Origin of the sequence: Nonomuraea sp. NPDC049152 (assembly GCF_040648355.1) — a bacterium.
In the GTDB taxonomy this organism is placed as follows: Bacteria; Actinomycetota; Actinomycetes; order Streptosporangiales; family Streptosporangiaceae; genus Nonomuraea.
This window is the reverse complement of record NZ_JBEZDO010000027.1, coordinates 106,507-132,510: the sequence shown is the minus strand read 5'-3', so window position 1 is coordinate 132,510 and position 26,004 is coordinate 106,507. Positions and strand designations below refer to the sequence as shown.

25 protein-coding genes are annotated in these 26,004 nt (G+C 69.9%); 19 read left to right on the top strand and 6 right to left on the bottom strand.

Going from position 1 to position 26,004, the window contains the following annotated elements; all coding sequences use genetic code 11:
• Positions 1 to 22: 22 nt before the first annotated feature.
• Together AB0B45_RS37680 and AB0B45_RS37675 are read right to left on the bottom strand one after the other, a co-directional pair.
• Entirely contained in the window at positions 23 to 1,366 is a 1,344-nt protein-coding gene (locus tag AB0B45_RS37680; protein WP_358140876.1) for an aldehyde dehydrogenase family protein, read from the bottom strand.
• Positions 1,363 to 2,721: a glutamine synthetase family protein gene (locus AB0B45_RS37675; protein ID WP_358140873.1), complete on the bottom strand. Its 1,359-nt coding sequence runs from the start codon at positions 2,719 to 2,721 to the stop codon at positions 1,363 to 1,365. Before AB0B45_RS37675 ends, AB0B45_RS37680 begins: the two co-directional genes overlap by 4 nt.
• A gap of 74 nt (positions 2,722 to 2,795) precedes the next feature.
• Between AB0B45_RS37675 and AB0B45_RS37670 the strand changes: the two genes are divergently transcribed.
• A complete protein-coding gene (locus AB0B45_RS37670) occupies positions 2,796 to 3,509 on the top strand; it encodes an FCD domain-containing protein (RefSeq protein ID WP_358140870.1) in 714 nt (237 codons plus the stop codon).
• Positions 3,510 to 3,517: 8 nt separating this feature from the next.
• On the opposite strand, the gene AB0B45_RS37665 is transcribed toward AB0B45_RS37670, so the two are convergent.
• Positions 3,518 to 5,257 carry a DUF2264 domain-containing protein gene (locus AB0B45_RS37665; RefSeq protein ID WP_358140867.1) on the bottom strand — a complete coding sequence of 580 codons (1,740 nt, stop codon included), beginning with the start codon at positions 5,255 to 5,257 and terminating at the stop codon, positions 3,518 to 3,520.
• A gap of 92 nt (positions 5,258 to 5,349) precedes the next feature.
• Between AB0B45_RS37665 and AB0B45_RS37660 the strand changes: the two genes are divergently transcribed.
• The 16 genes from AB0B45_RS37660 (at position 5,350) to AB0B45_RS37585 (ending at position 22,702) form a co-directional block, all read left to right on the top strand.
• Positions 5,350 to 6,387 (top strand): substrate-binding domain-containing protein, encoded by a 1,038-nt coding sequence (locus tag AB0B45_RS37660; RefSeq protein ID WP_358140864.1) that lies wholly within the window; start codon positions 5,350 to 5,352, stop codon positions 6,385 to 6,387.
• Between the two features lie 96 nt (positions 6,388 to 6,483).
• On the top strand, positions 6,484 to 7,800 hold the full coding sequence (locus AB0B45_RS37655) for an extracellular solute-binding protein (protein ID WP_358140862.1): 1,317 nt from the start codon (positions 6,484 to 6,486) through the stop codon (positions 7,798 to 7,800).
• 97 nt (positions 7,801 to 7,897) lie between these two features.
• On the top strand, positions 7,898 to 8,803 hold the full coding sequence (locus AB0B45_RS37650; RefSeq protein ID WP_358140859.1) for a sugar ABC transporter permease: 906 nt from the start codon (positions 7,898 to 7,900) through the stop codon (positions 8,801 to 8,803).
• A complete protein-coding gene (locus AB0B45_RS37645) occupies positions 8,800 to 9,633 on the top strand; it encodes a carbohydrate ABC transporter permease (protein WP_358140856.1) in 834 nt (277 codons plus the stop codon). The genes AB0B45_RS37650 and AB0B45_RS37645 overlap by 4 nt, the downstream gene beginning before the upstream one ends.
• Positions 9,630 to 10,637, top strand: a complete 1,008-nt coding sequence (locus AB0B45_RS37640; protein ID WP_358140853.1) for a hydroxyacid dehydrogenase — start codon at positions 9,630 to 9,632, stop codon at positions 10,635 to 10,637. Before AB0B45_RS37645 ends, AB0B45_RS37640 begins: the two co-directional genes overlap by 4 nt.
• A 61-nt stretch (positions 10,638 to 10,698) precedes the next feature.
• Positions 10,699 to 12,795 (top strand): right-handed parallel beta-helix repeat-containing protein, encoded by a 2,097-nt coding sequence (locus tag AB0B45_RS37635; RefSeq protein WP_358140850.1) that lies wholly within the window; start codon positions 10,699 to 10,701, stop codon positions 12,793 to 12,795.
• Between the two features lie 4 nt (positions 12,796 to 12,799).
• Complete coding sequence (locus AB0B45_RS37630; RefSeq protein WP_358140847.1) at positions 12,800 to 13,519, top strand: hypothetical protein; 720 nt, start codon at positions 12,800 to 12,802, stop codon at positions 13,517 to 13,519.
• Between the two features lie 43 nt (positions 13,520 to 13,562).
• Positions 13,563 to 14,273: a hypothetical protein gene (locus AB0B45_RS37625; protein ID WP_358140844.1), complete on the top strand. Its 711-nt coding sequence runs from the start codon at positions 13,563 to 13,565 to the stop codon at positions 14,271 to 14,273.
• A gap of 15 nt (positions 14,274 to 14,288) precedes the next feature.
• Positions 14,289 to 14,981 carry a hypothetical protein gene (locus AB0B45_RS37620; protein ID WP_358140841.1) on the top strand — a complete coding sequence of 231 codons (693 nt, stop codon included), beginning with the start codon at positions 14,289 to 14,291 and terminating at the stop codon, positions 14,979 to 14,981.
• A gap of 187 nt (positions 14,982 to 15,168) precedes the next feature.
• Positions 15,169 to 16,935 carry an ABC transporter ATP-binding protein gene (locus AB0B45_RS37615; protein ID WP_358140838.1) on the top strand — a complete coding sequence of 589 codons (1,767 nt, stop codon included), beginning with the start codon at positions 15,169 to 15,171 and terminating at the stop codon, positions 16,933 to 16,935.
• A gap of 117 nt (positions 16,936 to 17,052) precedes the next feature.
• On the top strand, positions 17,053 to 17,502 hold the full coding sequence (locus AB0B45_RS37610; protein ID WP_358140835.1) for a hypothetical protein: 450 nt from the start codon (positions 17,053 to 17,055) through the stop codon (positions 17,500 to 17,502).
• A 49-nt stretch (positions 17,503 to 17,551) separates the two neighbouring features.
• Positions 17,552 to 17,977, top strand: coding sequence for a hypothetical protein (locus tag AB0B45_RS37605; protein ID WP_358140832.1), 426 nt, complete (start codon positions 17,552 to 17,554; stop codon positions 17,975 to 17,977).
• A gap of 246 nt (positions 17,978 to 18,223) precedes the next feature.
• On the top strand, positions 18,224 to 19,219 hold the full coding sequence (locus AB0B45_RS37600; RefSeq protein ID WP_358140829.1) for a helix-turn-helix domain-containing protein: 996 nt from the start codon (positions 18,224 to 18,226) through the stop codon (positions 19,217 to 19,219).
• Positions 19,220 to 19,270: 51 nt separating this feature from the next.
• Positions 19,271 to 19,486 (top strand): hypothetical protein, encoded by a 216-nt coding sequence (locus AB0B45_RS37595; protein WP_358140826.1) that lies wholly within the window; start codon positions 19,271 to 19,273, stop codon positions 19,484 to 19,486.
• Between the two features lie 35 nt (positions 19,487 to 19,521).
• The gene (gene hutU / locus AB0B45_RS37590; RefSeq protein WP_358140823.1) at positions 19,522 to 21,171 is read left to right on the top strand and encodes a urocanate hydratase; all 1,650 of its coding nucleotides are present in this window, start codon (positions 19,522 to 19,524) and stop codon (positions 21,169 to 21,171) included.
• A gap of 712 nt (positions 21,172 to 21,883) precedes the next feature.
• Positions 21,884 to 22,702 carry a MurR/RpiR family transcriptional regulator gene (locus tag AB0B45_RS37585; RefSeq protein WP_358140820.1) on the top strand — a complete coding sequence of 273 codons (819 nt, stop codon included), beginning with the start codon at positions 21,884 to 21,886 and terminating at the stop codon, positions 22,700 to 22,702.
• On the opposite strand, the gene AB0B45_RS37580 is transcribed toward AB0B45_RS37585, so the two are convergent.
• The 3 genes from AB0B45_RS37580 to AB0B45_RS37570 are packed head-to-tail and all read right to left on the bottom strand — an operon-like array spanning position 22,682 to position 24,911.
• Positions 22,682 to 23,431, bottom strand: coding sequence for an ABC transporter permease (locus AB0B45_RS37580; protein WP_358140817.1), 750 nt, complete (start codon positions 23,429 to 23,431; stop codon positions 22,682 to 22,684). The genes AB0B45_RS37585 and AB0B45_RS37580 overlap by 21 nt on opposite strands.
• On the bottom strand, positions 23,428 to 24,381 hold the full coding sequence (locus AB0B45_RS37575) for an ATP-binding cassette domain-containing protein (RefSeq protein ID WP_358140814.1): 954 nt from the start codon (positions 24,379 to 24,381) through the stop codon (positions 23,428 to 23,430). The genes AB0B45_RS37580 and AB0B45_RS37575 overlap by 4 nt, the downstream gene beginning before the upstream one ends.
• Positions 24,381 to 24,911 (bottom strand): PadR family transcriptional regulator, encoded by a 531-nt coding sequence (locus AB0B45_RS37570; protein WP_358140811.1) that lies wholly within the window; start codon positions 24,909 to 24,911, stop codon positions 24,381 to 24,383. The genes AB0B45_RS37575 and AB0B45_RS37570 overlap by 1 nt, the downstream gene beginning before the upstream one ends.
• A gap of 38 nt (positions 24,912 to 24,949) precedes the next feature.
• On the opposite strand from AB0B45_RS37570, the gene AB0B45_RS37565 reads away from it, so the two are divergent.
• Entirely contained in the window at positions 24,950 to 25,288 is a 339-nt protein-coding gene (locus AB0B45_RS37565; RefSeq protein ID WP_358140808.1) for a hypothetical protein, read from the top strand.
• Positions 25,285 to 25,962, top strand: coding sequence for an SDR family oxidoreductase (locus AB0B45_RS37560; protein ID WP_358140806.1), 678 nt, complete (start codon positions 25,285 to 25,287; stop codon positions 25,960 to 25,962). The genes AB0B45_RS37565 and AB0B45_RS37560 overlap by 4 nt, the downstream gene beginning before the upstream one ends.
• The last annotated feature ends 42 nt before the right edge of the window (positions 25,963 to 26,004 follow it).

The window sequence follows — 26,004 nt, the reverse complement described above, 5'->3', positions numbered from 1 at the left end:
CGCGGACGGTCCCCTGGCTCGGTCAGTCGGTGGCGATGAAGACGTTCTTGGTCTCGGTGAAGGCGGAGAGGGCGTCGGGTCCGAGCTCCCTGCCGAGCCCCGACTCCTTGAAGCCGCCGAACGGTGTCCAGTACCGCACGCTGGAGTGCGAGTTCACGCTCAGGTTGCCCGCCTCCACCGCTCTGGCCATCCGCAGCGCCCTGCCCACGTCGCGGGTCCAGATCGAGCCGCTCAGGCCGTATTTGGTGTCGTTGGCGATCCGCACCGCCTCGGCCTCGTCGGCGAACGGGACGACCGACACCACGGGCCCGAAGATCTCCTCGGTGAATGCGCGGTCGGTCACGGCGGAGGTGAGGACGGTCGGCGGGAACCAGAAGCCGGGTCCTTCGGGGCAGGAGGTCTGCAGGTAGGGGTTCTCGGGGACGAAGCTCCGGACCCTGTCCAGGTGCTCGGCGCTGATGAGCGGCCCCATCTCGGTGCTCTCGTCGAGAGGGTCGCCGACCTTGACGTTCGTGACGGCCCGCGAGAGTCGTTCCAGGAAGTCGTTGTAGACGGAGGCCTCGACGAGGATCCTGGACCTGGCGCAGCAGTCCTGGCCGGAGTTGTCGAAGACCGCGTAGGGCGCGGTGGCCGCGGCCTTGTCGAGGTCGGAGTCGGCGAAGACGATGTTGGCCGACTTGCCGCCGAGCTCCAGCGTGAGCCGCTTGACCTGGGTGGCGCACGTGGCGGCGATCTGCTTGCCGACCTCGGTGGAGCCGGTGAACACGATCTTGGCCACGTCGGGGTGCTCGACGAGGCGGGCGCCGGCGACCTCTCCCGCGCCCGGCACCACCTGGAGGACGCCCTCGGGCAGGCCCGCCTCGAGGGCCAGTTCGGCCAGTCTGAGCGCGGTGAGCGGCGTCCACTCGGCGGGCTTGACGATCACCGTGTTGCCCGCGGCCAGGGCGGGGGCGACGCCCCACGTCATGATGACCATGGGGAAGTTCCACGGCACGATCACGCCGACCACGCCGAGCGGCTCGTGGAAGGTGACGTCGAGGCCGCCCGCCACGGGGATCTGACTGCCGTGGTGGCGTTCCGGCGCGCCGGCGTAGAAGTGCAGCACGTCGCGGACGTTGCCCGCCTCCCAGCGGGCGTTGCCGATGGTGTGGCCGGCGCTGGCGATCTCCAGCTGGGCGAGCTCCTCGGCGTGCGCGTCGACCTTCTCGGCGAACCGCCTCAGCAGGCGGGCGCGGTCGCCTGGGGAGACCTGCCGCCAGGTGTGGAAGGCGGCCCTGGCACGCTCCACCGCCCTGTCGATCTCGGCCGCGTCGGCGAGTTCGACCTCGGCGACGACGGCCTCGGTAGCCGGATTGATGATCTTCACAGTCTCTCGAATCCCCTGAACAGTTCCCAGTCGGTCACCGCCGCGTCGAAGGCGGCGAGCTCGACGCGGGCGTTGTTGGCGTAGTGGGCCACGACGTCCTCGCCGAAGCACTCGCGGGCCAGCTTCGAGCCCTCCCACAGCGCGAGCGCGTCACGCAGCGTGTGCGGCACGGTTTCGGCGCCGCTGGCGTAGGCGTTGCCCGTGAACGGCTCCTCCAGCGGCAGTTCGTTGTCGATGCCGTGCAGTCCCGCGGCGATGAGCGCGGCCACCGCGAGGTAGGGGTTCACGTCGCCGCCCGGCACGCGGTTCTCGACGCGCAGGGAAGGGCCGTGTCCCACGAGACGGAGCGAACACGTGCGGTTATCCACACCCCACTTTATTGCGGTCGGTGCGAAACTACCCGGTACGTACCGCTTGTAGGAGTTGATGTTCGGAGCGTAAAGGAGGGTGAGTTCCCGCAGGCAGGCGAGCTGCCCGGCGATGAATCTCGCCCCCGTTTCCGACAGTCCGTACGGCTGGCTCCCGGCCATAACAGGTGAGTTGTCCACAGACCTGAGCGAGATGTGGATATGGCAGGAATTGCCCTCACGCTGGTTCGGCTTGGCCATGAAGGTGATCGACTTGCCCTCCTGGGCGGCGATCTCCTTGGCGCCGTTCTTGTAGATCGAGTGGTTGTCGCACGTGCGCAGCGCCTCGTCGTAGCGGAAGGCGATCTCGTGCTGGCCGAGGTTGCACTCGCCCTTGGCCGACTCGACGTACAGCCCCGCGCCCTCCATGTCGCGCCTGATGCGGCGAAGGAGGGGCTCGATGCGTGCCGTACCGAGGAGTGAGTAGTCGACGTTGTAGAGGTTGGACGGCGTCAGGTCGCGGTAGGCGCGCCGCCATGCCTCCTCGTAACTGTGGTCGTAGACCACGAACTCCAGCTCGGTGCCCACGTAGGCGGCCAGGCCGCGCTCTTCGAGCCTGGCGAGCTGCTTGCGCAGGATCTGCCGGGGCGAGGCGACGACGTCGGAGCCGTCCTCCCAGGTGAGGTCGGCCATGAGCATGACCGTGCCCTCCTGCCATGGGACGCGCCGCAGCGTCGACAGATCAGGCTTCATCACGAAATCGCCGTAACCGCGGTCCCATGAGGACATCTCGTAGCCGTCGACGGTGTTCATGTCGACATCGACGGCCAAGAGGTAGTTGCACCCCTCGGACCCGTGGTGTAGCACCTCGTCAAGGAAGAATCGTGCGGACAGGCGCTTTCCTTGCATCCTGCCCTGCATGTCGACCAAGGCCAGCAGAACGGTGTCGATCCGTCCCGCGGCCACCTCATCGCGCAACTCGTCTGGTGAAAGGAACCCAACCGCCACAGTCACCCTCCCTGTTATTGGGCTAGTGTTAGACCATTGGTAAGCCGCAGTCAAGACCTCTGCCGAGGGGGGCCATGAACCCGTTGACCGTGTTGCGCCCGGTCAGGGCGGGCAACGCCTTCGAGGAGACCGTGGAACGGCTACTCCAGGCGATCAAACTGGGCATGGTCGCCCAGGGCGAAAAACTTCCTCCCGAACGGGAGCTCGCCGTACAACTGGGGATCAGCAGGGTGACCCTGCGCGAGGCCATCCGCGCGCTCCAGGACGCGGGCTACCTCGACGTACGGCGAGGCAGGTACGGCGGCGCCTTCGTCATCTACGCCCCACCCCAGCCCGGCAGCACCGACCTGCGTCAGGCGGTCGCCGACATGGGCACCGACTCGATCGCCGACGCGCTCACCTTCAGGATGGCCGTGGAGTGCGGGGCGGCCCAGGTGCTGGCGAGCACGCCGCTGCCGGAGCGGAAGCGCTCGGTGCTGCTCGGCCGCCTCGCGGACCTGAACGCGGCGGGCCCCGAGGACTACCGCAGGCTCGACACGGCATTCCACCTGTCGATCGCCGAGCTGACGGGCTCCGGGCTCCTCGCGGCCACCTGCGCGGACGCGCGGCTGCGGGTGACGGACCTGCTGAACGCGATCCCGATGCTGCAGGTCAACATCGAGCACGCGGCGACGCAGCACGAGGCCATCGTCGCCGCCATCCTCGACGGCGACCCCGAGGCCGCCCGCCGCGCGGTCGCCGAACACCTGGAGGGCACCGCCGCTCTCCTGCGCGCCTTCCTCGCCTGAGCAAGGCCTCACCCCGCCAGGCCGAGGCCGCCTTCGGTGCCGATCTCGTGGGTGGTGCCGTCGGGCCAGGTCAGGGTGGCCAGGGTGGCGGCCAGGCGGAACGTCGGCGGCGCTTCGGTGACGGGCGCAGCGGTGAGCGTGACGAGGCAGGCGAAGAAGGCGCCGGTCTCGTCGACGACGCCGTCCAGTGCGGGGACGAGGGCGTCGGGGCCGAAGACGGTGCCGTCGGGGGCCTTCAGCCGCGTGGCGTCCGTGAATCCGTGCAGAGGCAGGAGGGTACTGGTCAGCTCGCCCGCCGTGGCCCATCCTGTCTGGCGGACGGCGGTGCCCGAGGGGGCGGTGACGCGGTGGACGCGCACCTCGTGCGGGCCGTGGACCACGCTGACGGACTCGATCAGCGTCGAGGGCGTCGGGCGGCAGGAGGAGGCGGCCCAGCCGGGCCCCGCGCCCAGCGGGGTGATGGGGCCGCGCGGGGTGACCTCGCCGTCGATCACCAGGCCGACGTGGTTGTCGGGGAGTGAGCTCGGGCCTGTGCGGGTGGAGTAGGCCATGCGCTGGTAGAGCGGATCGTCGGCCCCGCCTCCCTGCGGCTGGTGGTCGCTGCCGTGGTTGACCAGCCTGACCAGGCCGTCGGCGGCGGTCGAGTGGATCAGCAGCCCGGGGCCAGGCAGGCCGATCGCCTGGTCGGCGCGTTCGGCGGGGCCCGGCTCCTCCACCGAGGTCCACGCGGGGTGGTCCGGCGGCAGGAGCAGCCCGAGGAACCCCTTCGAGGCCCAGTACGGCGAGGCCGACCCCGAGTACGCCTGCAGCGAGGGCTCGTGCGGGCCGTACCAGCCGAGGGTGAGCAGCCCTTCGCGGGACAGCGCCCTGCCGTCCGAGAGGAAGTGGCTCGCCGCGCCGCTGGCCAGCCGGCGGGCGGTGCCGGGGGAGTAGGGGGAGACGCCGAGCAGTTCGCCCGCCCACACCGCGGCGGCGGCCGCGAACCGGTAGGTGAGGGATCGGCCGTGGTAGACGGGGGAGCCGTTGGCGTCGAAGGCGGCACCGTAGTTGGTCAGGAACGCGCGCAGGCGCGAGGCGTACGGCTCGGCGGGACCGCCGAGGTAGGCGTTGACGGCCGGGTAGAGGTGCATCGCCCAGCCGTTGTAGTGGTCGAAGTCGCGCCCGTCGCCGTCGCTGTACCAGCCGTCGCCCACGTACCAGCTCTCGATCCTGGCGAGCCCTCGCTCGGTGGCGCCGAGGTCGTCGAGGCCGAGGTCGCCGAAGAGGCCGGCGACGGCGACGGGGAACAGGTGCCAGTTGTTGTCGACGGGCCTGCGGGTCAGCGCGTCGCCCAGCCAGGCGAGCGTCCGTTCCTGCACGGAGGCGGGGAGCCCGTCCCAGAGGTGGGCGCGAGTCAGCCGCAGGCCGATGGCGACCGAGGCGGCCTCGACCATCGGCTGGCTCCTGTCGGCGATCGGCTGCCACGTCTCGAGGGGGCCCGCGGCCAGCCCCTCCGCGTACGGCTCCAGCAGCGCGGGATCGCCACCGCCCGCGACGCGGAAGGCGGCCAGCAGAAAAGTCCTGGCGTACCCCTCCAGCCCGTCGCAGCGGGACCAGCTGGCCCGCCCCGGCAGGTCGATCAAGGAGCGATCATGGGAGCGGTACGGTTCGACGGCGGCGAGCAGGCCGTCGGCCGCCGTCTCCCAGTGGGCGCGCGTCCATCCGGTGTAGGGGCTGAGCGATCGGTCGTCATCGGGAAGTGTGAGCACACGGTCTCCAGGAGATGATCGAACGAAAGAATACGTTCACTAACGAAACTTACCTCGCTAGGATCGGACGCGTCGAGTGTTAGGAGTCCCCCTTGTTCGTCGAGCAACGCCATGAGTTCATCCTCCGCGAGGTGCGCGAGCGCGGCTCCGTGCGGCTGGCCGACCTGGCCGACCGGCTGGAGGTGTCGATGGTCACGCTGCGCAGGGACGTCGAGCACCTGGCGGGCCAGGGGCTGGTCACCAGGGTCCACGGCGGCATCACCCTGCCCCATGAGACGGCCAGGCAGGTGAGCGAGCGGGCGCTCACGATCGGCATGCTGGTGCCTTCGGCCACGTACTACTACCCGAGCGTGATCAAGGCCGCGCGCGACAGGGCGCACGACCTGGGCGCGCGGCTGGTGCTCGGCGTCTCCCGCTACGACGACGAGGAGGACCGCAAGCAGGTCAACCAGCTGATCGGCGGTGGGGCGGAGGGGTTGCTGCTCACGCTGAGCAGGCAGCCCGACGAGTCGCACGTCGAGTGGCTCGCGGGGCTCGGCGTGCCCGCCGTACTGGTGGAAAGGGTGGCGGAGCTGGGCGGCCCCGCCTCCTTCCTCGACGCGGCCGCCTCCCACCACGCGCACGGCGCCTTCCTCGGCACCAGGCACCTGGCCGAGCTGGGGCATCGCAGGGTGGCGATGGTGAGCCGCAGCAGCCCCACCGCGCCGAGGGTGCGCATGGGGTTCCTGGCCGCGGTGCGCGACCTGGGGCTGGAGACGCCCGGCGAGCTCGGCGTCGAGCAGGAGGGGCCGTCGGACGAGCAGGTCGCCCAGGTGGTGGCGGCCATCCGCTCGGGCGGGGTGACGGGCCTGCTCGTCCACAACGACGAGGACGCGCTGCTGCTGGTGCAGCATCTGCGGGTCGCCGGGGTGCGGATCCCGCACGACGTGTCGATCGTGGCCTACGACGACGAGGTCGCCGCGCTCAGCGACCCGCCGCTGACCGCCGTCGCCCCGCCCAAGGCCGCGGTCGGCCGCAACGCCGTCGACCTGCTGGTCCGCCGGATCGAGCGGGGTACGGCCCTGCCGGGTCAACACCTCGCGCTGCTGCCCGAGCTCAGGGTGCGGGAATCGACGGCTCCGCGCGACTGAGTGCTTCGCGTTCATTTCGTTACTGATCGATATCTAGACAAGTCTTCGCTTTTGAGCGAATGATGCTCTAGCGATCGGAAACGATTAGGAGCAATCATGGAACGCAAGCGCGCCGCCGCCGGCATCGCCGGAATGCTGGCCGGTATGACCCTCCTCGCGGCCTGTGGTGGCGGCAGCGGCGAATCCGCGCCCGCGTCCGGCGAGGCGGGCAAGCCCGTCCAGGTCACCTTCTGGGGCTGGGCCAAGGGCACCCAGCAGGTCGTGGACGCCTTCAACACCTCGCACAAGGACATCCAGATCAGGTTCGAGGAGATCCCCTCGGGCAACGCGGGCGGCTACGCCAAGTTCTCCAACGCGGTGAAGGCGGGCAACGCGCCCGACGTGATGTCCATCGAGTACCCCCAGCTGCCCGACTTCGTGAACCAGGGCGCGCTCCAGGACCTCACCGCCGACGTCGCCGACGTCAAGGCCAAGTACCCCGCCAGCGTCTTCAGCCTCGTCGAGCTCGGCGGCAAGACCTGGTCGGTGCCCATGGACGCCGCCCCGCAGGTGTTCTTCTACCGCAAGGACCTGTTCGAGAAGAACAAGATCGAGATCCCGAAGACCTGGGACGACTTCAAGGCCGCGGCCGAGAAGGTGAAGAAGGCCGACGACAAGGCGCGCATCGCCACGTTCTTCCCCGACGACCCGAGCGTCCTGGCCGCCCTCTCGTGGCAGGCGGGCGGCAAGTGGTTCGGCACCGAGGGCGACGCGTGGAAGGTCTCCATCAACGACGAGGCCACCAAGAAGGTCGCCGACTACTGGCAGGGCATGGTCAAGGACGACCTCGTCAAGGTGCAGCCCTCCTTCAGCCAGGAATGGAACGCCGCCTTCGAGGACGAGACGCTGTGGGGCTACGTCGGCGCGAACTGGGGCGCGGGCGTCATGAAGGGCAACCACGCAGGACAGTCGGGCAAGTGGGCCATCGCGCCGATCCCCAACTGGGGCACCCCCGCCAGCGGCATGCTCGGCGGCACCACCTTCGGCGTCGCGAAGAACAGCAAGAACACCAAGGCCGCCGTCGAGGCCATCAAGTGGCTGACCGGCTCCCCCGAGGCGTGGACGGCCCGCCTGTCCTCCGGCACCTCCAGCGGCTTCCCCGCGATCGCCGACCTGGTGCCGGTGGCGGCCAAGAGCTTCGACGCCTCCTACTACGGCGGCCAGGACATCTACGCGCTGTTCACCGAGGCGTACGGCACCATCCAGCCCGGCTGGACGTGGGGGCCGAGCATGGTGCAGACGCTGACCTCCTTCAAGGACGCCCTGGGCAAGGTGAGCACCGGCGGGACGACGATCCCCGACGTGCTGGAGACCGTCCAGAGCGCGACCGTCGACGAGATCAAGGGCCGCGGGCTCAACGTCGCCCAGCAGTAGCCCGTACCGCACGCATCCCCCTCGCGACCCGGGCCGGGGTCGCGAGGGGCTCCGGCGGGGCGGCCTGCCGTACCGGAAAGCCAAGAAGAGGGTGGAGATGACGACCGGCACACCAGAGACGCAGGCGCGAGGCCCGGGTGAGGCCTGGCGCAGGCGGGGAGCGATCCTGCTCTTCGTCGGCCCGTTCTTCGCGCTGTTCGCCGCGGTCATCGTGGCTCCGCTGGCGTACGCGGTCTACCTGAGCCTGTTCAGCGAGAAGTCGTCAGGCCTCGGCTTCGGCGGCGCGGAGACGGTCTTCGTCGGGCTCGGCAACTACCTCGACACCCTCGCGGACCGGGCCTTCACCGACGGCTTCCTGGTGATCCTCGGCTACTGCGTGTTCTACATCCCGCTGATGATCGGCGGTGCGCTCACCCTCGCGCTGCTGCTCGACTCAGGCCTCGCGCGGGCGAGGAAGTTCTTCCAGCTCGCCCTGTTCATGCCGCACATCGTGCCGGGCGTGATCGCCGGCCTCATCTGGCTCTACCTCTACCTTCCCGGCATCAGCCCCGTCGTGGACCTGCTCGGCGGGGTCAACTTCCTCGGCGGCGACCAGGTGCTCGGCTCGGTGGTCAACATCGCGCTGTGGGAGTGGGTCGGCTACAACATGATCATCTACTTCGCCGCTCTCCAGGCCATCCCCGCCGAGGTGCTGGAGGCGGCCAGGATGGACGGCGCGGGCGCGGTCAGGACCGCCCTGTCGGTGAAGGTGCCGCTGATCCGCGGCGCGGTCATCACCACGGTGCTGTTCACGATCATCGGCTCGTTGCAGCTGTTCACCGAGCCCATGGTGCTCGACAACGTCAGCGACGGCATCGTCAGCACCTGGACCCCGAACATGTACGCCTACAACGAGGCCTTCGGAAACAACGACTACGGCCAGGCGGGCGCCGCCTCGATCATCCTCGCGCTGCTGGCCGCCGTGCTCTCCTACGTCGTCACCAGGTGGGGTAACCGTCGATGAAGTGGATGTCCCGCACGACGGTCAACGTCCTGCTGATCGTCGCCACCCTCTACACGCTGCTGCCGCTGACGTGGCTGCTGTTCGCCTCGACCAAGTCGCTGTCGGACCTGTACTCGACGCCCGGCTTCGCCTTCGGCGACTTCAACCTGATCGCCAACATCCGGGCCGTCAGCGCCGAGAACGGCGGCATCTTCTTCCGCTGGTACCTCAACAGCGTCCTGTACGCGGGCATCGGCGCGGCGGTGAGCTCCTTCATCACCGTCATGTGCGGCTACGCCTTCGACAAGTACGAGTGGCTCGGCAAGGAGAAGCTGTTCGGCCTGGTGCTGCTCGGCGTGCTGGTGCCGACCACGGCCACGGCGCTGCCCCTGTATCTGCTGGCCTCCAAGGTCGGCGTGGTCAACACCTTCTGGGCGGTCTTCGTCCCCGTGCTCGTCCACCCGTTCGGCGTCTACCTGGCGCGGGTGCTGTCGTCCGGCTACGTGCCCGGCGAGGTGCTGGAGGCGGCCAGGTCGGACGGCGCGGGCGAGATCAGGACCTTCACGAGGGTCGCGCTGCCGATGCTGATGCCGGCCTACGTGACGATCTTCCTGTTCCAGTTCACCGCCATCTGGAACAACTTCTTCCTGCCGCTGGTGATGCTCAACGACCAGAAGCTCTACCCGCTCAGCCTGGGCCTGTTCAGCTGGGAGAAGCAGGGCAACGCCTTCCCCGAGTTCCACAGCCTCGTCATCACCGGGTCGCTGCTGTCGGTGGTGCCGCTCCTGGTGGTGTTCATGTCGCTGCAGCGCTTCTGGAAGGCCGGGATGACGGCGGGCAGCGTCAAGTGAACGACTTCTCGGGGGAGAACGTGACAAGGCCGAAGACCCTCGTCGCCATGAGCGCCGACGTCGCCGAACGGCTCATCCACGGCCAGGTCAGGAACCGTCTCGCGCTGGTCGCCGACGTCGACGCCGACCTGGTCGTCCAGGACTTCGCGGGGGTCGACCTGTCGGAGGTGGAGGTCCTCTACACCTCGTGGGGCTGCCCGCGGCTCACCGCCGAGGTGCTGGCGAGGGCGCCCAGGCTGCGTGCGGTCGTACACGCCGCCGGCTCGGTCAAGCATCACGTCACCGACGCGGTCTGGCAGCGCGGCATCGCCGTCTCCTCCGCCGCGGCGGCCAACGCCGAGCCGGTCGCCGAGTTCACGCTCGCCGCGATCCTCTTCGCCAACAAGCGGGTGATCGACATCGCCCGCCACTATCGAGGGAGCAGGAGCCAGGACGACTGGGACGCCCGCTTCCCCGGCTTCGGCAACTATCGCAAGACCGTCGGCGTCATCGGCGCCTCCAGGATCGGCCGCAGGGTGATCGAGCTGCTGCGCCCGTTCGACCTGGAGGTCGTGGTCAGCGACCCCTACCTGACCGAGGACCTGGGCGTCGCGCACGTCGGGCTCGACGAGCTGGTCAGCCGCTCCGACGTGGTCAGCGTGCACGCGCCCGACCTGCCGGAGACCCGCCACATGATCGACAAGGCTCGCCTGGCGCGGATGCGCGACGGCGCGACTCTGATCAACACCGCCAGGGCGGCGCTCGTCGACCAGGACGCCCTCACCGCCGAGCTCGTCTCCGGCCGGCTGTTCGCCGTCCTCGACCACACCGAGCCCGAGTTCCTGCCCGCGTCCTCGCCCCTCTACGGCCTGGACAACGTCCTGGTCACCCCGCACATCGCCGGTTCGCTCGGCGGGGAACTGGCCCGCATGGCCGACCTCGCGCTGGACGAGCTGGCCAGGTACGCCCGCGGCCTCCCGTTCGAGCACGCGGTGGAGCCGGCGAGCCTGTCCCGCTCCGCCTGAATCCCGTCCCGCTCCGCCTGATCCCCGTAACGCTGCACCGAACCCCCCAGAAAGGACCCGCATGCGCCTGTCCCTCAGATGGGCCGCGGCGACGGCGCTGGCCGTCGCCGCCACCGGCCTCGCCGCCACCCCGGCGGCGGCCGCGCCCGCCCGCAACGTCTTCGTCGACTGCCAGGCCCCCGACGGAGGCTCGGGCGGGGCCGCCGCCTCCGCGATCAACAACCTGGCCGCGATCAACGCGATGGAGCTCGGACCCAAGACCAAGGTCAAGTTCAGGGCCGGAACCGTATGCGTGGGCCGCCTGGAGCCGAAGGGCTCGGGCAGCGCCGACCACCCGATCCTGTTCACCTCCTACGGCGAGGGCCCCAAGCCGATCATCCAGGGCGACGGCGGCGAGTGGACCGTCCACCTGGTCGACAACAGCCACGTCACCATCGAGAAGCTGCACATCACCAACCCCGCGCAGGCCACCGCCAAGCGGACCGGCATCCAGTACAACTCGACCACCCCCGAGCCCAAGGCCGGGCTCGTCCTGCGCGACCTGGAGATCTCCGACGTCGCGGGCTGGGGCAACAAGACGGGCGCCAACTCCTCCTGGTTCGCCTACTCCGCGGGCATCAGCGTCCAGGCGCTGCCCGAGGGGCAGGTCGGCTACCTCGACGGCATCACCATCACCGGCAACTACATCCACGACACCGGTGGCGGCGGCATCAAGATCAGCCGCAAGGGCACGGACTACCACAAGAACGTCTACCTCGCCCGCAACACCATCCGCGCCGTCGGCGGCGACGGCATCGTCGTGCACGCCTCGGAGCGGCCGCTGATCGAGCACAACCTGTTCGACGAGGGCGGCGCGGGCAAGTACCCCTACGTCGACGGCAACTTCGCCGGCATGTGGCCGATCAACTCCGTCGACCCCGTCTTCCAGTACAACGAGGTCACCAGGCAGCGGCCGACGATCTTCGACTCCACGGCGTGGGACTGCGACGGAGGCATCAAGGGCTCCTGCGTCTACCAGTACAACTACTCCCACGACAACGCGGGCGGCTTCTACCTGGGCTGCCAGAGCTGCACCGAGTTCCCCAACTACCGGGCGACCGCCATCCTGCGCTTCAACATCGCCCAGGACGACTGCAGGATCGCGGGCAACGCGGCGGGCGACAACGGCAGCCCCCTGTGGATCTACAACAACACCTTCTTCTGCTCCTCGCAGAAGGTGGACTGGGCGGTGCCGACCGGCAACTCCAGGATCGCCAACAACATCATCCACGCCCCCTCCGGCACCCTGCCGACGGCCGCGGGCATCACCTACGACGCCAACGTCTACTACGGCGGCGTGAGCGCGCCCGCCTCCGACGCCAGGGCGATCACCGCCGACCCCGGGCTCGCCGCTCCCGGCACCGCCACCGGTTACGGCGACGCGGACGGCTACAAGCTGCTCGCGGGCTCTCCCGCGCTCGGCTCGGGCTCCCTCGCCGAGGGCGTGGGAGGGCGCGACTACTTCGGCAACCCGGTCGAGGGAACCGTCTCGCGCGGGGCCTACAACGGCGCCCCCGTCCCGCCCGTGGTTCACGAGTCGATCGAGAAGGCCTACAACAACGTCGCCGTCAGCTCCGACCTCAACCCCAACACCGGCGGCTTCTCCACCAGCGGGCGCAGCTACTCGGGGCAGGGCCTGGAGAAGGCGGGGCTGGTCCCCGGCAGGACGGTCAGCGTCCTCGGCGCGGACTTCGTCTGGCACCCCCGCCCGTACGGCTGGACCGACAACGTGAAGGCCGCCGGGCAGACGATCAGGCTCGATGGCCGGGGCGACAGGCTCGTGCTGCTCGGCGCGGGGGCGTTCAAGGTGCGCGAGAGCGACTTCAAGGTCACCTACACCGACGGCACGGTCGAGGAGAAGACCGTGCGGTTCGGCGACCAGTGGGACGCGACCGCGCCGCAGGGCGGCGTCGTCGTGGCCCGCGCGACCTACCACAACAGGACGCAGACCAGCTACAGGAACCCCGCCACGGGACAGACCACCGAGTCCGGCGTCTCGGTGTTCGGCTACGCGGTGCCGCTCGACCCGGCCAGGACCGTCGCCACCGTGACGTTCCCCGAGGGCAGCCCGCTGGCCGACGCGGGCTTCCACGTCTTCGACATGAAGATCGCGGGCTGAGGACATGAGGAGCACCACGACAAGGGCCGCGCTCGTCCTGGCGCTCGCCGGTGTCGTCGCCCTCGTCGTGGTGCTCGCCCGTGCCGCCTCAGAGGACGCCCCTCCGCCGGGTCCCGCCGCCTCCGCGAGCGTCTCCGAGGTGCTCGGGATCCGGCCCGGCGACCGGGTGACGGTCGTCGAGGGCGAGCCGGTCGTCGGGGCCGAGGTGCTGAGGGCGGCCGGCACCGTGCGCGCCGAGCTGATCTCGGAGTTCACCCGGCACGGCCTCACGCTCGACCCGGGCTTCTGGGACCGGGCGCGCGACGGGGTCACGCCGCGTCGGGCGCTCAGGGACAGGGCGGTGCGCGCCGCCGTACTCGACAAGGTCAGGCGGGTGTGGGCGCGCGAGGCGGGCCTGCTCGCCGACGTCAGCGAGGAGGGGTTCCAGCGCGAGCTGGCGGCCGAGAACCGGCGGCGCGCCCAGGCCGCCCACGAGGGGCGGCCGCTGCCGGGCGTGCCCTCCTACGACCAGTACACCTACGCGGGGGTGCGTGCTGCCGAGCTCGACTCCGCCCTCAGCAAGATCCACGCGGCCGGGCTCGATCTGTCGGAGCGGCGGCTGCGCGAGCAGTACGGGCTGACGGCGGGAAGGGACGCGCCGCCGTTCGAGCAGGCTCGCGACAACGTCCGCCACGCCGTGGTCGTTCGGGAGTATCTCAAGGCGCTGCGGGCCCGCGCTGGGTAGCCTGACTTACAGGTACATGGGGGACTGGGTCAGGGAACGGATCGTGGACACAGGACGGCTGCCGCTGTTCTGTTTCTTCGTCGCGCTCATCGTCGCCTTCGTGGCCACCCGCATCAACGTCAGGCTGATCCGGGCCAAGATCGGCTGGTTCCGCAACGTCAGCATCGGTGAGATGCACATCCACCACGTCGTGTTCGGCGTGGTGCTCATGCTGGTCGGCGGGGTCAGCGGGCTGGTCGCCGCGGGCTCGGCGGTGGCGGCCGCGGTCTTCGGCGTCGGCGCGGCGCTCGTGCTGGACGAGTTCGCGCTCATCCTCCACCTGCACGACGTCTACTGGGAGGAGGAGGGGCGCGCCTCCGTCGACGCCGTCTTCGTCGCCATCGCGGTCACCGGGCTGCTGCTGATCGGGCTACGCCCGCTGACGTGGGAATTCGACGGCGTCGCGCCCGGGTGGCTGCTGCTCGGCAACCTGGTGCTCGCCATGGTCACCCTGCTCAAGGGCAAGATCTGGACGGGCCTGGTGGGCCTGTTCGTGCCCCCGCTGCTGGTGGTCGGCGCGATCCGGCTGGCCCGCCCCGCCTCGCCGTGGGCGCACTGGTTCTTCGCGGTCAAGTCGCCCCGCAAGATGGCCACGGCGTTGCGCCGCGAGCAGCGCTGGCGCACACCGGTGATCAAGTTCAAGATCGCCGTTCAGGAGTTCGTCTCGGGGCGGCACGATCTTCCTTCGACCCGCAAGAGACGTGGGCATAATTGAGGGCATGAGGTCCAGGTGAGACTTCCAGCCTTCCACGCGCGGCTGGTCGAGGCCACGCGGGACGTCCGCGAACGCCGCGGCCTGCTGCTGGCCGGCGGCCACGCGATGAACGCCCACGGGCTCACCGACCGGCCGAGCGACGACCTCGTGCTGGCGACAGGACTCGGCACCCCGTTGTCCGAGGTGGCCGAGGATCTGGCGGCCGAGCTGCGGCGGCACGGCCTGTCCCTGACCGCGGTCGACGTCACCGAGCGCCTGGCGCGGATGGTCGTGCGCGACGAGGTCAGCGGCGAGAGGTGCGCGGTCAGCGTGCTGAAGGAGGCGCTGAGGGACCGGCCGCTGGCGCTGGAGCCGTACCGCGTGGTCGGTCAGGACGACGCCGTCGGACTCAAGGTGCGGGCGCTGCACGGGCGGGGCCTGCCCAGGGACTTCATCGACGTCGCCGCGGCGGCCGAGCGCTACTCCTTCCGCGAGCTCGAACGCCTCGGCGCGGCGTACGAGGAGGACTGGCTGCTCGACGACCTGATCCAGCGCTTGGAGAGCGTCGACCTGCTGGCCGACGAGGCGTTCATGGCCTACGGCGTCGACGAGGAGCGGCTCCACGAGATCAGGCGGTTCGCCTACGCGTGGGTCGAGGAGATCAAGCTCCGCCGGGCCGACGACGGCGACGCCGAGCACGACGACGCTGACGTCCCCGAGGTCGACTGAGCGCAGCGTCAACCATAGTTGACATACTTAAGTCGTCAATCTAAGTTGACCGGTGCGGAATCCGCGCGCTCGCGCGTTGGAGCGATCAGTCGCGTCAATCAGGGACACGTGGGTGATTTCCCTGAGCTCGAGTGATGGCGCCGCGACGCAGGATGTCAGTGGACTCGTTGATCGGGACGGAGTGACGGTGAGCGGCGACAACCGCGAGACAGAGCAGGCCGCCGAGGGGGAGAAGTCGCCCATCAGGCTCCTGCTGGCCTACATCAGGCCCTACAGAAAGATCTTAGTCGCAGGCGGGCTGCTCGGCCTGGTGGGCTCGGCCGCGGGGCTGGCGATGCCCCTGCTGGCCAAGTACGTCGTCGACGCCTTCGGCGCGGAGCGGTCGATGACGGGCCCGCTGATCGGGCTGACGATCGCGGTCGTCGTCGGCGCGGTGGTCTCCGCGGGCGGCACGTACCTGATGGAGCGCACCGGCGAGGGCGTCGTGCTGAGCGCCAGGCGCAGGCTCGTCGCCAGGATGCTGAGGCTGAAGGTCGCCGACGTCGACCGGCTCAAGCCCGGCGACCTGCTGTCCAGGGTCACCGGTGACACCACCCTGCTGCGTTCGGTGCTCACCAACGGCATCGTCAACTCGATCGGCGCGGTCTTCATGCTGGTCGGCGCGCTGGTCATGATGGCGCTGATGGACGGCGTGCTCCTGCTGGTCACGCTGCTGGTCGTGGTCGTGATCGGTGGTATGACCGGGCTGATCATGCCGCGCATCCAGAAGGCGCAGCACCAGGCGCAGGAGGCCGTCGGCGAGATGGGCGCGGTGCTCGACAGGGCGCTGCAGGCCTACCGCACGGTCAAGGCGAGCGGTGCGGAGGAGCGCGAGGTCGAGGTCGTCGGGGCGGCGGCCGTACGGGCGAGGGACAGGGGGCTGCAGGTCGCGGGATGGACCTCGCTGGCCGGGGTCTCGACCTGGATGGCGGTGCAGATCGCCTTCCTGTGCGTGCTGGCAGTCGGCGGCGCGCGGGTCGCCTCGGGAGCGCTGGAGGTCTCGGCGCTGATCGCCTTCCTGCTCTACCTGTTCTACCTCGTCGCGCCGATCGGCCAGCTGGTCGAGGGCGCGGTGCAGCTGCAGAACGGCCTGGCCGCGCTCAAGCGCATCCGTGAGATCGAGGACCTGCCGGGCGAGCCGGTCGGCCAGGCCGTACCGGTGGGCCTGGCCGGCAACGACCCCGTTGGCCTGCGGTTCGAGGACGTGGTGTTCAGGTACGGCGAGGACCGCGCCCCCGTCCACGACGGGGTGAGCTTCGAGGTGCCGCCAGGAGGGCTGACCGCGCTGGTCGGGCCGTCCGGCGCGGGCAAGTCCACGGTGTTCGCGCTGATCGAGCGCTTCTACGAGCACCAGGACGGCCTGATCACCGTCGGCGGCGTGGACATCCGCGACTGGCCCCTGGCCGAACTGCGGGCCGCGCTCGGCTACGTCGAGCAGGACGCCCCCGTGCTGGCGGGGACGCTCAGGGAGAACCTGCTGTTCGCCGCGCCCGAGGCCACGGAGGAGGAGCTGCGCGGGGCGTTGACCCGCACCCGTCTCGACGACCTGGTGGCCAGGCTGCCCGAGGGGCTCGAGACGCCGGTGGGGCACCGGGGCGTGCTGCTGTCCGGCGGCGAACGCCAGCGGGTGGCCATCGCGAGGGCGCTGCTGCGCAAGCCGCGGCTGCTGCTCATGGACGAGGCCACCTCGCAGCTCGACGCGGTCAACGAGCTGCGGCTGCGCGAGGTGATCGCCGAGGTGGCGACGGAGACGACGGTGCTGGTGATCGCGCACCGGCTGTCCACCGTGACCAACGCCGATCGGATCGTGGTGATGGAGTCGGGCGGCGTGCGAGCCGTCGGCACCCACGGCGAGCTGGTCGGGAGCGACGAGCTGTATCGCGAGCTCGCCGCCACCCAGTTCCTCGTCTCATGATCCACGGCCGTTAACGATCTAGACGGGTTCCGGACATCCGGAATCCGTCTTCTGTTAGGGAGACAAACCTACGGTCGAGTGCTGACCTGATTTTCCGATCATGAGTGAGGAATGTCTGTGAAGCTTGCGAAGATCGGCATCGCCGCTGCCGCCCTCCTGGGCGCGACCGTCGTGCCGCTGAGCATCGCCACTCCCGCGCAAGCCGCCTCCTGCAGTGGTTCCCAGATCGACAGCATCGCCGTCAAGCGTGGCGGTTCCACCTACGGGACGCTGAAGCTGTACTACAACTCCTCGACGGGCAAGAACTGCGCCCGCCTCGACAGGGTCGTCAACTACGGCACCAAGGCCGGCATGATCCTTTCGCTCTACGCCTGCGGCAAGGGCTGGAGCCAGAGCAAGTGCTTCCGGGACCACTACGACATCGGCCAGGACAGCGGCCAGTTCGGGGAGTACGCGGGCCCCGTCACGGTGAACGGCAAGGGCCGCTGCATCCTCGTCCAGGGCAACGTCTCCGACAAGAACGCCAACTGGGCCAACTACACCAGCCCGGTCTTCCACTGCGGGTGATTTGCTACGTTTCTCCCCTATGGGAGTAAAGCGACTAGCAAAGATTGGTATGGCGGGGCTGCTGCTGGCAGGGTCGGCCGTGATGCTCACCGGCAGCCCCGCGATGGCCGCGACGGGCCAGTGTTCCGGCAACCGGATCGAGCATCTCGCGGTCAAGACCCAGTCCGGCACGGTCAAGGGCTACCTGAACCTGTACTACGACTCCAGGACCGGCTACAACTGCGCGCGGCTGGACTCCGCGGGCAAGTACTGGGGCGTGTCCAAGACCATGGCCGTCACGCTGCACAGTTGCAAGAACAAGACGTCCGACTACTTCGCCTGCAAACCCATCAAGGTCGTGCAGGACGAAGGGCGGTACGCCAAGTACGCGGGTCCTGTGAAGCTCTACGGCAAGGGCCACTGCATCGCCGCCTCGGCCGTCATCCAGCCGGGCAACAGCGAGGCTGTCAGGGTGACGCCGAGCTTCCACTGCTGATTCGTGCGTACGGCTCGCGCGCCCGCGCGGGCCGTACGGCTCCTGGAGACTCCCCTGTATCGCCTCCAGAAACCGTCGTTGTGGACCAGCCGAATGCCCCCTCAGGCGGGATCAAGTCCAGCACTCCGCCCGGCGAAGTGTCATGCAGTTTCAGTCTCACCCGAATAACCCAGCTATATCGGTATATTTCGGGTCGACAATTTAACTTTCAGGCTTTTGCAAGCGCTTGCGGCAAGACTGGGGTGCATGGCGGGCGGCATATTACGGATCATCTTCACCGGTAACGATCTCGCACGCGTGCGGATCGCCTCCAGGGCCGACCCGATGTGGGAGCTGGTGGCCAGCCTCCACCGCTTCCAGGCGGGCGACGGCGGGGCCGCCATGGCGGAATGGCGGCGCAGAGCGCGCGCCGGCTTGGCCGAGGCCGGGCTCCTGCAGGACGTGCGCAGGCTCCTCGTGCCGCTGGCCCCTCGCGCGGCCTACTTCCCCGACTTCCTCACCCCGATCGAGGCGCAGCAGGGCGCGGAAGAAGGCATCCAGGCCATCGTCGACACGCCCCGCGCCAGGGTGCAGCGCGAACTGGACCTGCTCAAGGCCCGTCACGGCCTGCCCGCCCACCTGGAGGGCCTCGCGCGGGACGACGGGGCCCTGCGCAAGGTGGCCACGGTCGCGGCCGGGTACTTCCACACGGCGCTCGGCGAGCACTGGGGCGAGGTGGAACGGGCCGTCGGCCAGGACCGCGGCACCAGGGTCAGGCACCTGGCCGACGGCGGGGTCGAGGGCATGCTCAACCAGCTGTCGCCCTCGATCCGCTGGCGCGCCCCCGTGCTGGAGATCGACTATCCGGCGGGCGACCGCGAACTGCGGCTGCGCGGGCGGGGGCTGACGCTCATCCCCTCCTACTTCAGCAGGAACGCCCCCGTCACGCTGGCCGACCCGAGCCTGCCGCCCGTGCTGGTCTACCCCGTGCCGCGCGCAGGTGTCACCGAGCGGGGGGCGGGCGGGGACGCGCTGGCCGAACTGCTGGGCAAGACCAGGGCCGAGGTGCTGCGGTGCGTCGCGCTGGCGCCCGGATGCAGCACGACCGAGCTGGCGCGGCGCGCAGGAGTGCCCGCCTCCAGCGCCAGCGAACACGCCAGAGTGTTACGGCAGGCGGGCCTGATCTTCAGCACCCGCCACGCGAACCTCATGCTGCACCAGATCACCGAATCGGGCGACGCCCTCCTCCGCGGCGCCCGCTGAGCCTCGTCCGGAAATGCCGCGGGACAATATCGCCCTCGTCCAGGGAGGTGGATGTCGCTCTGGAAGAAGATCGGCCTGGCTCTGGCGGCCGCCGTCACCGTGTTGATCGTTGCTCTGGCGGTGCTGGTCCTCGTGCCGGGTGGCTGGAAGTTCTCGCTGGTGCTGGCGCCGGCTGTAGGCGGGCCGGTGGGGTCGAGGCCGACGTCGGCGCGGAGTGGGCGGGGCGTGGGGGCGGTGACCAGAACGGGCGATGTACTCTTCGAGTGACATAGATGAATATGTTCATTCAGAAGGGAACAGGCATGAGCCGTACCGTGCGCGCGCCGCGAGGCACCACGCTCACCGCCAAGGGGTGGCCGCAGGAGGCCGCGCTCCGGATGCTCCAGAACAACCTGGACCCGGAAGTCGCCGAGCACCCCGAGCAGCTCGTCGTCTACGGAGGGTCGGGCAAGGCCGCGCGCGACTGGCCCTCGTTCGACGCCCTGACCCGCACGCTCACCACCCTGGAGGGCGACGAGACGCTGCTGGTGCAGTCGGGCCGCCCGGTCGGCGTGTTCCGCACCCACGAATGGGCGCCGCGCGTCCTCATCGCCAACTCCAACCTCGTTCCCGACTGGGCGAACTGGGAGGAGTTCCGCCGCCTCGAGGCCGCGGGCCTGACCATGTACGGCCAGATGACGGCCGGCTCCTGGATCTACATCGGCACCCAGGGCATCCTGCAGGGCACCTACGAGACGTTCGCCGCCGTGGCCGACAAGAAGTTCGGCGGCTCGCTGGCCGGAACCATCACGCTGACCGCGGGGCTCGGTGGCATGGGCGGCGCCCAGCCCCTGGCCGTCACCATGAACGGCGGCGTCGCCATCTGCATCGACTGCGACCCGCGCAGCGTCACCCGCCGCATCGAGCACCGCTACCTCGACGTCGAGGCCGCCACGCTCGACGAGGCGCTGCGGCTGGCCTACGAGGCCCGCGACCAGCGCAGGCCGCTGTCCATCGGCGTCGTCGCCAACGCGGCGGAGGCCGTACCCGAACTGCTGGCCCGCGGCGCCGAGATCGACATCGTGACCGACCAGACGTCGGCGCACGACCCGCTGATGTACCTGCCGCTCGGCGTCGCCTTCGACGACATGGCCGCCGAGCGCGACAAGGACCCCGCCGGCTTCACCACCAGGGCACGCGAGTCGATGGCCAGGCACGTCGAGGCCATGGTCGGGTTCAAGGACGCGGGCGCCGAGGTCTTCGACTACGGCAACTCCATCCGCGGTGAGGCGCAACTCGCCGGCTACACCAGGGCCTTCGACTTCCCCGGATTCGTGCCCGCCTACATCAGGCCGCTGTTCTGCGAGGGCAAGGGCCCGTTCCGCTGGGCCGCGCTCTCCGGCGACCCCGCCGACATCGCGGCGACCGACAGGGCGATCCTCGAGCTGTTCCCCGAGAACGAGGCGCTGTCCAGGTGGATCAAGATGGCGGGGGAGAGGGTCCACTTCCAGGGGCTGCCCGCCCGGATCTGCTGGCTCGGGTACGGCGAGCGGCACCTGGCCGGCGAGCGCTTCAACGACATGGTGGCCTCGGGCGAGCTCCAGGCGCCGATCGTGATCGGGCGCGACCACCTCGACTGCGGGTCGGTGGCGTCGCCGTACAGGGAGACGGAGGCGATGGCGGACGGGTCGGACGCGATCGCGGACTGGCCGCTGCTGAACGCGATGCTGAACACGGCCTCCGGCGCGGCATGGGTGTCGATCCACCACGGCGGCGGGGTGGGCATCGGGCGCTCGATCCACGCGGGGCAGGTGACGGTCGCGGACGGGACGGCTCTGGCGCGGGAGAAGCTGAACAGGGTGCTCACCAACGACCCGGGGACGGGCGTCATGCGGCACGTCGACGCGGGGTACGACGAGGCGGCGGCGGTCGCCGACGAGCGCGGCGTCCGCATCCCGATGCGCGAGTCCTGAGGCCCTCCACGGCCGCTCGCCGTCGAAACCCGACAACCTCGAAACCCCTCGGACCCGACAACCTCGGACCCCCGGGGACCTCGTGACTCTCGAACCCCGGAGACCTCGAATCCCTCGGGATCTCGGACCTCGGGATCTCGGAACCCTCGGACCTGGGGGACCCTCGGGACCTCGGAGGCCCCTGAGACGTCGCGAATCTCGGAACCCTCGGGACCGGGGGTCCTCGGTCGGAACCCTCGGGACCGGGGGACCCCGGGGACCGCTGCAACCTCGGGGCCCGGAACTCCGGAACCCGGGAACCCTCGGGACCGGGCCCTCGGAATCCGCTGGACCTGGGGAAGCCTCAGGACTGCGGCAACTTCGGGGCCCGAAACCGTGGATTTCGGGAACCTGTGGATTCCCGGAAACCCGGGAATCCACAACCTCGGGAACCTCGGAAGCGGGAATCCGGAAGACGGATGCCGGTGACCGGGGAGAGGGCCGTCTTGGTCGTCACCGGTGGGCGTCGTTCGGGCGCCTGCGGAGGTGGCTGGTTCTGCGAGTGATCGGGAAGGGGGCCGTCACCGGCATCCATTCCGGGGCCTGCGGAGGCGTCCTGGCTCGAGGTCTTCGGGGCTGAGGAGTCGCCGGGTTGCGGGACCGCGGGTCTCCGGACGTCGTCGGGTTCCGGGTGACGGGAAGGGGTTGGGTTGGTCAGTGTGTTGGAGGTGGCGTGAGGGACGGACTTGAAGGGCTCCTGGACGGCAGGCGCCTGTCGCCGGTGCAGCGGCGGATCGCGCACTACCTGTCCGACCACCTGGACGAGGCGATCTTCCTGTCCAGCGTCGAGCTGGCCGAGCGGGCGGGCGTGAGCCAGCCCTCGGTGACCAGGTTCGCGATGGTGCTGGGCTTCGGCGGCTACCCCGAGCTGAGGCAGGCCCTGCGCCCCCTCGTGCTGGGCGGCAGGCCGGAGGGCGGCAGCCTGCTCAAGGGCGCGATCGACGACGAGATCCGCAACCTCACCCTCATCCGCGACCGCCTGGCCGGTCTGCCGCTGAAGGAGCTGGGCGAGTCGCTCGCCGCGACCGAGCCGCTGCCCGTGCTGGGGTTGCGCGTCTCGTCGGGGCTCGCGACCACGTTCGCCTACTTCGCCAGGCGCGTCCACCCTGACGTCCGCCTGCTCGTCCACGGTGGCTCCGAGCTGGTCGACGGGCTGCACGCGGCGCGCAGGGCGGGCGCGGAGTGGGCGGTGGCCGTGATCCTGCCGAGGTATCCGGCGGAGGCCGTACAGGCGCTGGAGTACGCGGGCAAGCTCGGGCTCAAGACCGCCGTGATCACCGACAGGCCGGGCTTCCCCGCCGACGTCGTGCTGGACGCGCCGGTCGGGGAGCGGCTGGTGTTCGACTCGCACGCGGCCCCACTGGCTCTGGCCATGGCCCTGGTGGAGGCGATGGCCGACGCGGCGCCGCTGCGGACGCAGGCCAGGCTGGAGGAGTACGAGCGGATGACGGAGGAGACGGGGACCTTCCAGTCAGCCGGCGAGCCTGCGTAGGGAGCGGACGGACCAGGTGACGGTCAGCGCGGCGAGCACGACCATGACGCCGAACGCCACGGGGATGGACGCGTCGGTCAGCGAGCCCGCGAACAGCGCGCGCCCCGCCTCGACGGGGTGGTAGAAGGGCGTGAACCAGGCGATCTTCTCCAGCCAGTCGGGTCCGAGCGCCATGGGCAGCAGCGCACCCGACAGCAGCATCAGCGGCAGCGCGAAGAACTGCATGATCTGTCCCATCGCGTTCTCGTCGCGCAGGCCGAGGGCCAGGCCGTAGGCGACGCCGGAGGCGAACAGGCCGGTGACGCCGAGCAGGAGCAGCATGAGGATCAGGCCGAGGAAGCCGATGCGCAGCCCCATCAGTAGGGCGATGAGGATCACCGCCAGCGACTGGATCATCAGGGCGACCACGTCGCGCAGCATCCTGCCGAGCACGATCGCGGGCCGCCACGTGGGGCTGACTGCGATCCGCTCCAGCACGCCGCTGCGGATCTCGTAGATGGTGCCGTAGGCGACGCCCATCGAGCCGAACAGCGCGGTGATCACGAGCATGCCGGGCGCGAAGGACGTCAGGGCCTTGCCGAGGTCGCCCTGGAAGGCCATGCCCGCGTAGAGCGGCGCGAACAGCAGCAGGTACATGACCGGCTGCATGATGCCGAACAGCGGCCAGATCGGGTTGCGCAGCGTGTTCCTGACCTCGTGGCCGAAGAACAGCGAGGTGTCGCGGATCATGCGGCGGCTCCGGTGTCGCGCAGGGACCGGCCGGTCTTGGCCAGGAAGACGTCGTCGAGCGTGGCCCGTTCGAGGGCGATGGAGCGCAGGGAGAGTCCTTCGGCCTCCAGCGTGCGCAGCAGCGGCGGGAGCGCGTGCTCGCCGTCGTCGACGTAGACGCGGAGCATGTCCTCGTCGACGCGGATCTGCTTCGCCATCGGGCCGAGCACGGTCGCGGCCCGCTCCAGCTCGTCGAGCCTGAGGGTGACGACGTCGCCGGACACCGACCGCTTGAGCTCGGCCGGGGTGCCCTCGGCCACGACGACGCCGTGGTCCACGATCGCGAGGCGGTCGCAGAGCGCGTCGGCCTCCTCCAGGTAGTGCGTGGTCAGCAGGACGCTGGTGCCCTGCTGCCGCAGCTCCTTGATCCTGTCCCACAGGTTGGCGCGGTTCTGCGGGTCGAGGCCGGTGGTCGGCTCGTCCAGGAACAGCAGCGGCGGGGTGTGGACCAGGCCGAGGGCGATGGCGACGCGGCGCTTCTGACCCCCGGAGAGGGTACGGCCCGGCCGGTCGGCGATCTCGGCGAGGTCCATCTTCTTGAGGATCTCGTCGGCCGCCTGCGCCGGGTCGGGCACGCCGTAGATCTTGGCCGCGAACACGACCTGCGCGCGGGGGGAGTTCTGCTCCTCCACCCCGCCGGCCTGGCTGACGTAGCCGAGCTTGCGCCTGATCTGGCCCGGCTCCTTGACCAGGTCGTGCCCCGCGATCGTGGCCGTGCCCGCGTCGGGGACGATGAGGGTGGCGAGCATCCTGATCGTGGTGGTCTTGCCGGCGCCGTTCGGGCCGAGGACACCGTAGATCTCGCCGCTCTTCACCTCCAGGTCGACGCCCTTGACCGCTTCGACGGTCTGCGTGCCTTTCCTGCTCTTGGTGACGAAGGTTTTCCTTAAGCCTTGCGCACTGATGATCATCAGGGGAGGTCTCCTTCTTCGACCTTGTCGATGGCTTCCCGCACCCAGGTGAGCTGGGCGTTGAGCATGCCGATGTTCAGCCGCAGGTTCTCGTCGACGTGCCGGGGGGCGCCGAAGGCCTGCTTGCTTCCCAGCGCCCGTTGGAGCATGGCGATCGACCTGACGAGCTCTTCGGCTCTGGTCCGCAGCGCGTCCTTGAGCATCGGCCTGTCGAGCCTGTCCATGAAGGTCATCGCCACCTGGAAGGGGTCGACGATCGGCCTGATCTCGTACCAGAGCGTCATGAGCAGGCGGTGGAACTCGAACCGGCCGTCTTCGGTGATCGCGTACATGGTCTTGCCGCCCTTGCCGCTCTCGACGATGTCGAGCAGTCCCTCGTCCGCCATCTTGCCGAGCCCGTGGTAGATCGAGCCGAAGGCGACGTTGCCCCACTGGTCGGCGCCCATCATCTCGAGGCGGCGCCGCACCTGGTAGCCGTTCATCGGCTCGTCAAGCAACGTGCCGAGGATCAGAACCCGCGTTGTCTGCACACTCAAATTTGAATACAAACTTGAGTATGGTGTCAACCGTGAAGGAGATCGTGAGAGAGGACGACGGCGCCCTGCTCGGCTATGTCGGGCGGGCCGAGGGCGGATGGCAGCCGATGACCGTCTTCGGCTACCCCCTTGGCCCGGCGGCAGGGGAGGACGCGGCCGAGGAGCTCGTCAGGCGCGAAGGGCTCGACAGGCTCGCCGGCCGCTGGGAGTTCCGTTCGGACGGCGGGTGGTACTCCTGCGTCCTGCAGGAGGCCGACCTCGCGCGGGTGCGCATCAGGCCGACCGATCCCGGCTACCCGGGCCACGAGCACTCGCTCGAGCTGTCCAAACCGGGGACGGGCGAGCTGCGGCCCCTAGGCTGGCGGCCATGAGAACCGCACTGATCACAGGGGCTTCGAGGGGTGTGGGCGAGGCGATCGCCAGGGCGCTGGCGCCGACCCACCGGCTGATCCTCGGCGGCCGCGACAGGGCCGCGCTGGACGAGCTGGCCGCGGACCTGCCCGACGCCCGGGCATGGCCGGTGGAGCTCGCCGAGATCACCGAACGCGACGTCGAGGGCGTCGACCGGCTCGACGTCCTCGTCCACAGCGCGGGCGTGGTCACGCTCGGCCGCATCGAGGACACCCCTGCCGAGGTGTGGCGGCGGACCATGGACATCAACGTGATCGCCGTCGCCGAGCTGACCAGGCTGCTGCTTCCCGCCCTGAGGTCGGCGGGCGGGCACGTGGTGCTGATCAACTCCGGGGCAGGGTTGCGGGCCAACCCCGGATGGGTGTCGTACGCGGCCAGCAAGTTCGCGCTGCGCGCCTTCGCCGACGGGCTGCGCCTGGAGGAGCCGGGCCTGCGGGTCACGACCGTCTTCCCCGGGCGCGTCGCCACCGACATGCAGCGCGGTGTGCGGGCCCAGGAGGGCGGCGCGTTCGAGCCCGAGAAGTACCTGGAGCCGGACACCGTGGCCAGGGCCGTACTGGCGGCGATCAACGCGGGCCCCGACGCCCACCTGACCGAGCTCACCCTCCGCCCCAGCGACGGCCCCGTCTCCTAGCGGGTCCGTCTCACCCCGGCGGGACGACCGTGGATCCGCGGG

What these genes read in the sequence shown, in the direction of transcription:
- AB0B45_RS37600 (WP_358140829.1), top strand. Translation starts at nt 18,224, where the DNA reads ATGGCGGGCGGCATATTACGGATCATCTTCACCGGTAACGATCTCGCA.
- AB0B45_RS37645 (WP_358140856.1), top strand. Translation starts at nt 8,800, where the DNA reads ATGAAGTGGATGTCCCGCACGACGGTCAACGTCCTGCTGATCGTCGCC.
- AB0B45_RS37655 (WP_358140862.1), top strand. Translation starts at nt 6,484, where the DNA reads ATGGAACGCAAGCGCGCCGCCGCCGGCATCGCCGGAATGCTGGCCGGT.
- hutU (WP_358140823.1), top strand. Translation starts at nt 19,522, where the DNA reads ATGAGCCGTACCGTGCGCGCGCCGCGAGGCACCACGCTCACCGCCAAG.
- AB0B45_RS37630 (WP_358140847.1), top strand. Translation starts at nt 12,800, where the DNA reads ATGAGGAGCACCACGACAAGGGCCGCGCTCGTCCTGGCGCTCGCCGGT.
- AB0B45_RS37595 (WP_358140826.1), top strand. Translation starts at nt 19,271, where the DNA reads ATGTCGCTCTGGAAGAAGATCGGCCTGGCTCTGGCGGCCGCCGTCACC.
- AB0B45_RS37650 (WP_358140859.1), top strand. Translation starts at nt 7,898, where the DNA reads ATGACGACCGGCACACCAGAGACGCAGGCGCGAGGCCCGGGTGAGGCC.
- AB0B45_RS37605 (WP_358140832.1), top strand. Translation starts at nt 17,552, where the DNA reads ATGGCGGGGCTGCTGCTGGCAGGGTCGGCCGTGATGCTCACCGGCAGC.
- AB0B45_RS37575 (WP_358140814.1), bottom strand. Translation starts at nt 24,381, where the DNA reads ATGATCATCAGTGCGCAAGGCTTAAGGAAAACCTTCGTCACCAAGAGC.
- AB0B45_RS37635 (WP_358140850.1), top strand. Translation starts at nt 10,699, where the DNA reads ATGCGCCTGTCCCTCAGATGGGCCGCGGCGACGGCGCTGGCCGTCGCC.
- AB0B45_RS37580 (WP_358140817.1), bottom strand. Translation starts at nt 23,431, where the DNA reads ATGATCCGCGACACCTCGCTGTTCTTCGGCCACGAGGTCAGGAACACG.
- AB0B45_RS37670 (WP_358140870.1), top strand. Translation starts at nt 2,796, where the DNA reads ATGAACCCGTTGACCGTGTTGCGCCCGGTCAGGGCGGGCAACGCCTTC.
- AB0B45_RS37560 (WP_358140806.1), top strand. Translation starts at nt 25,285, where the DNA reads ATGAGAACCGCACTGATCACAGGGGCTTCGAGGGGTGTGGGCGAGGCG.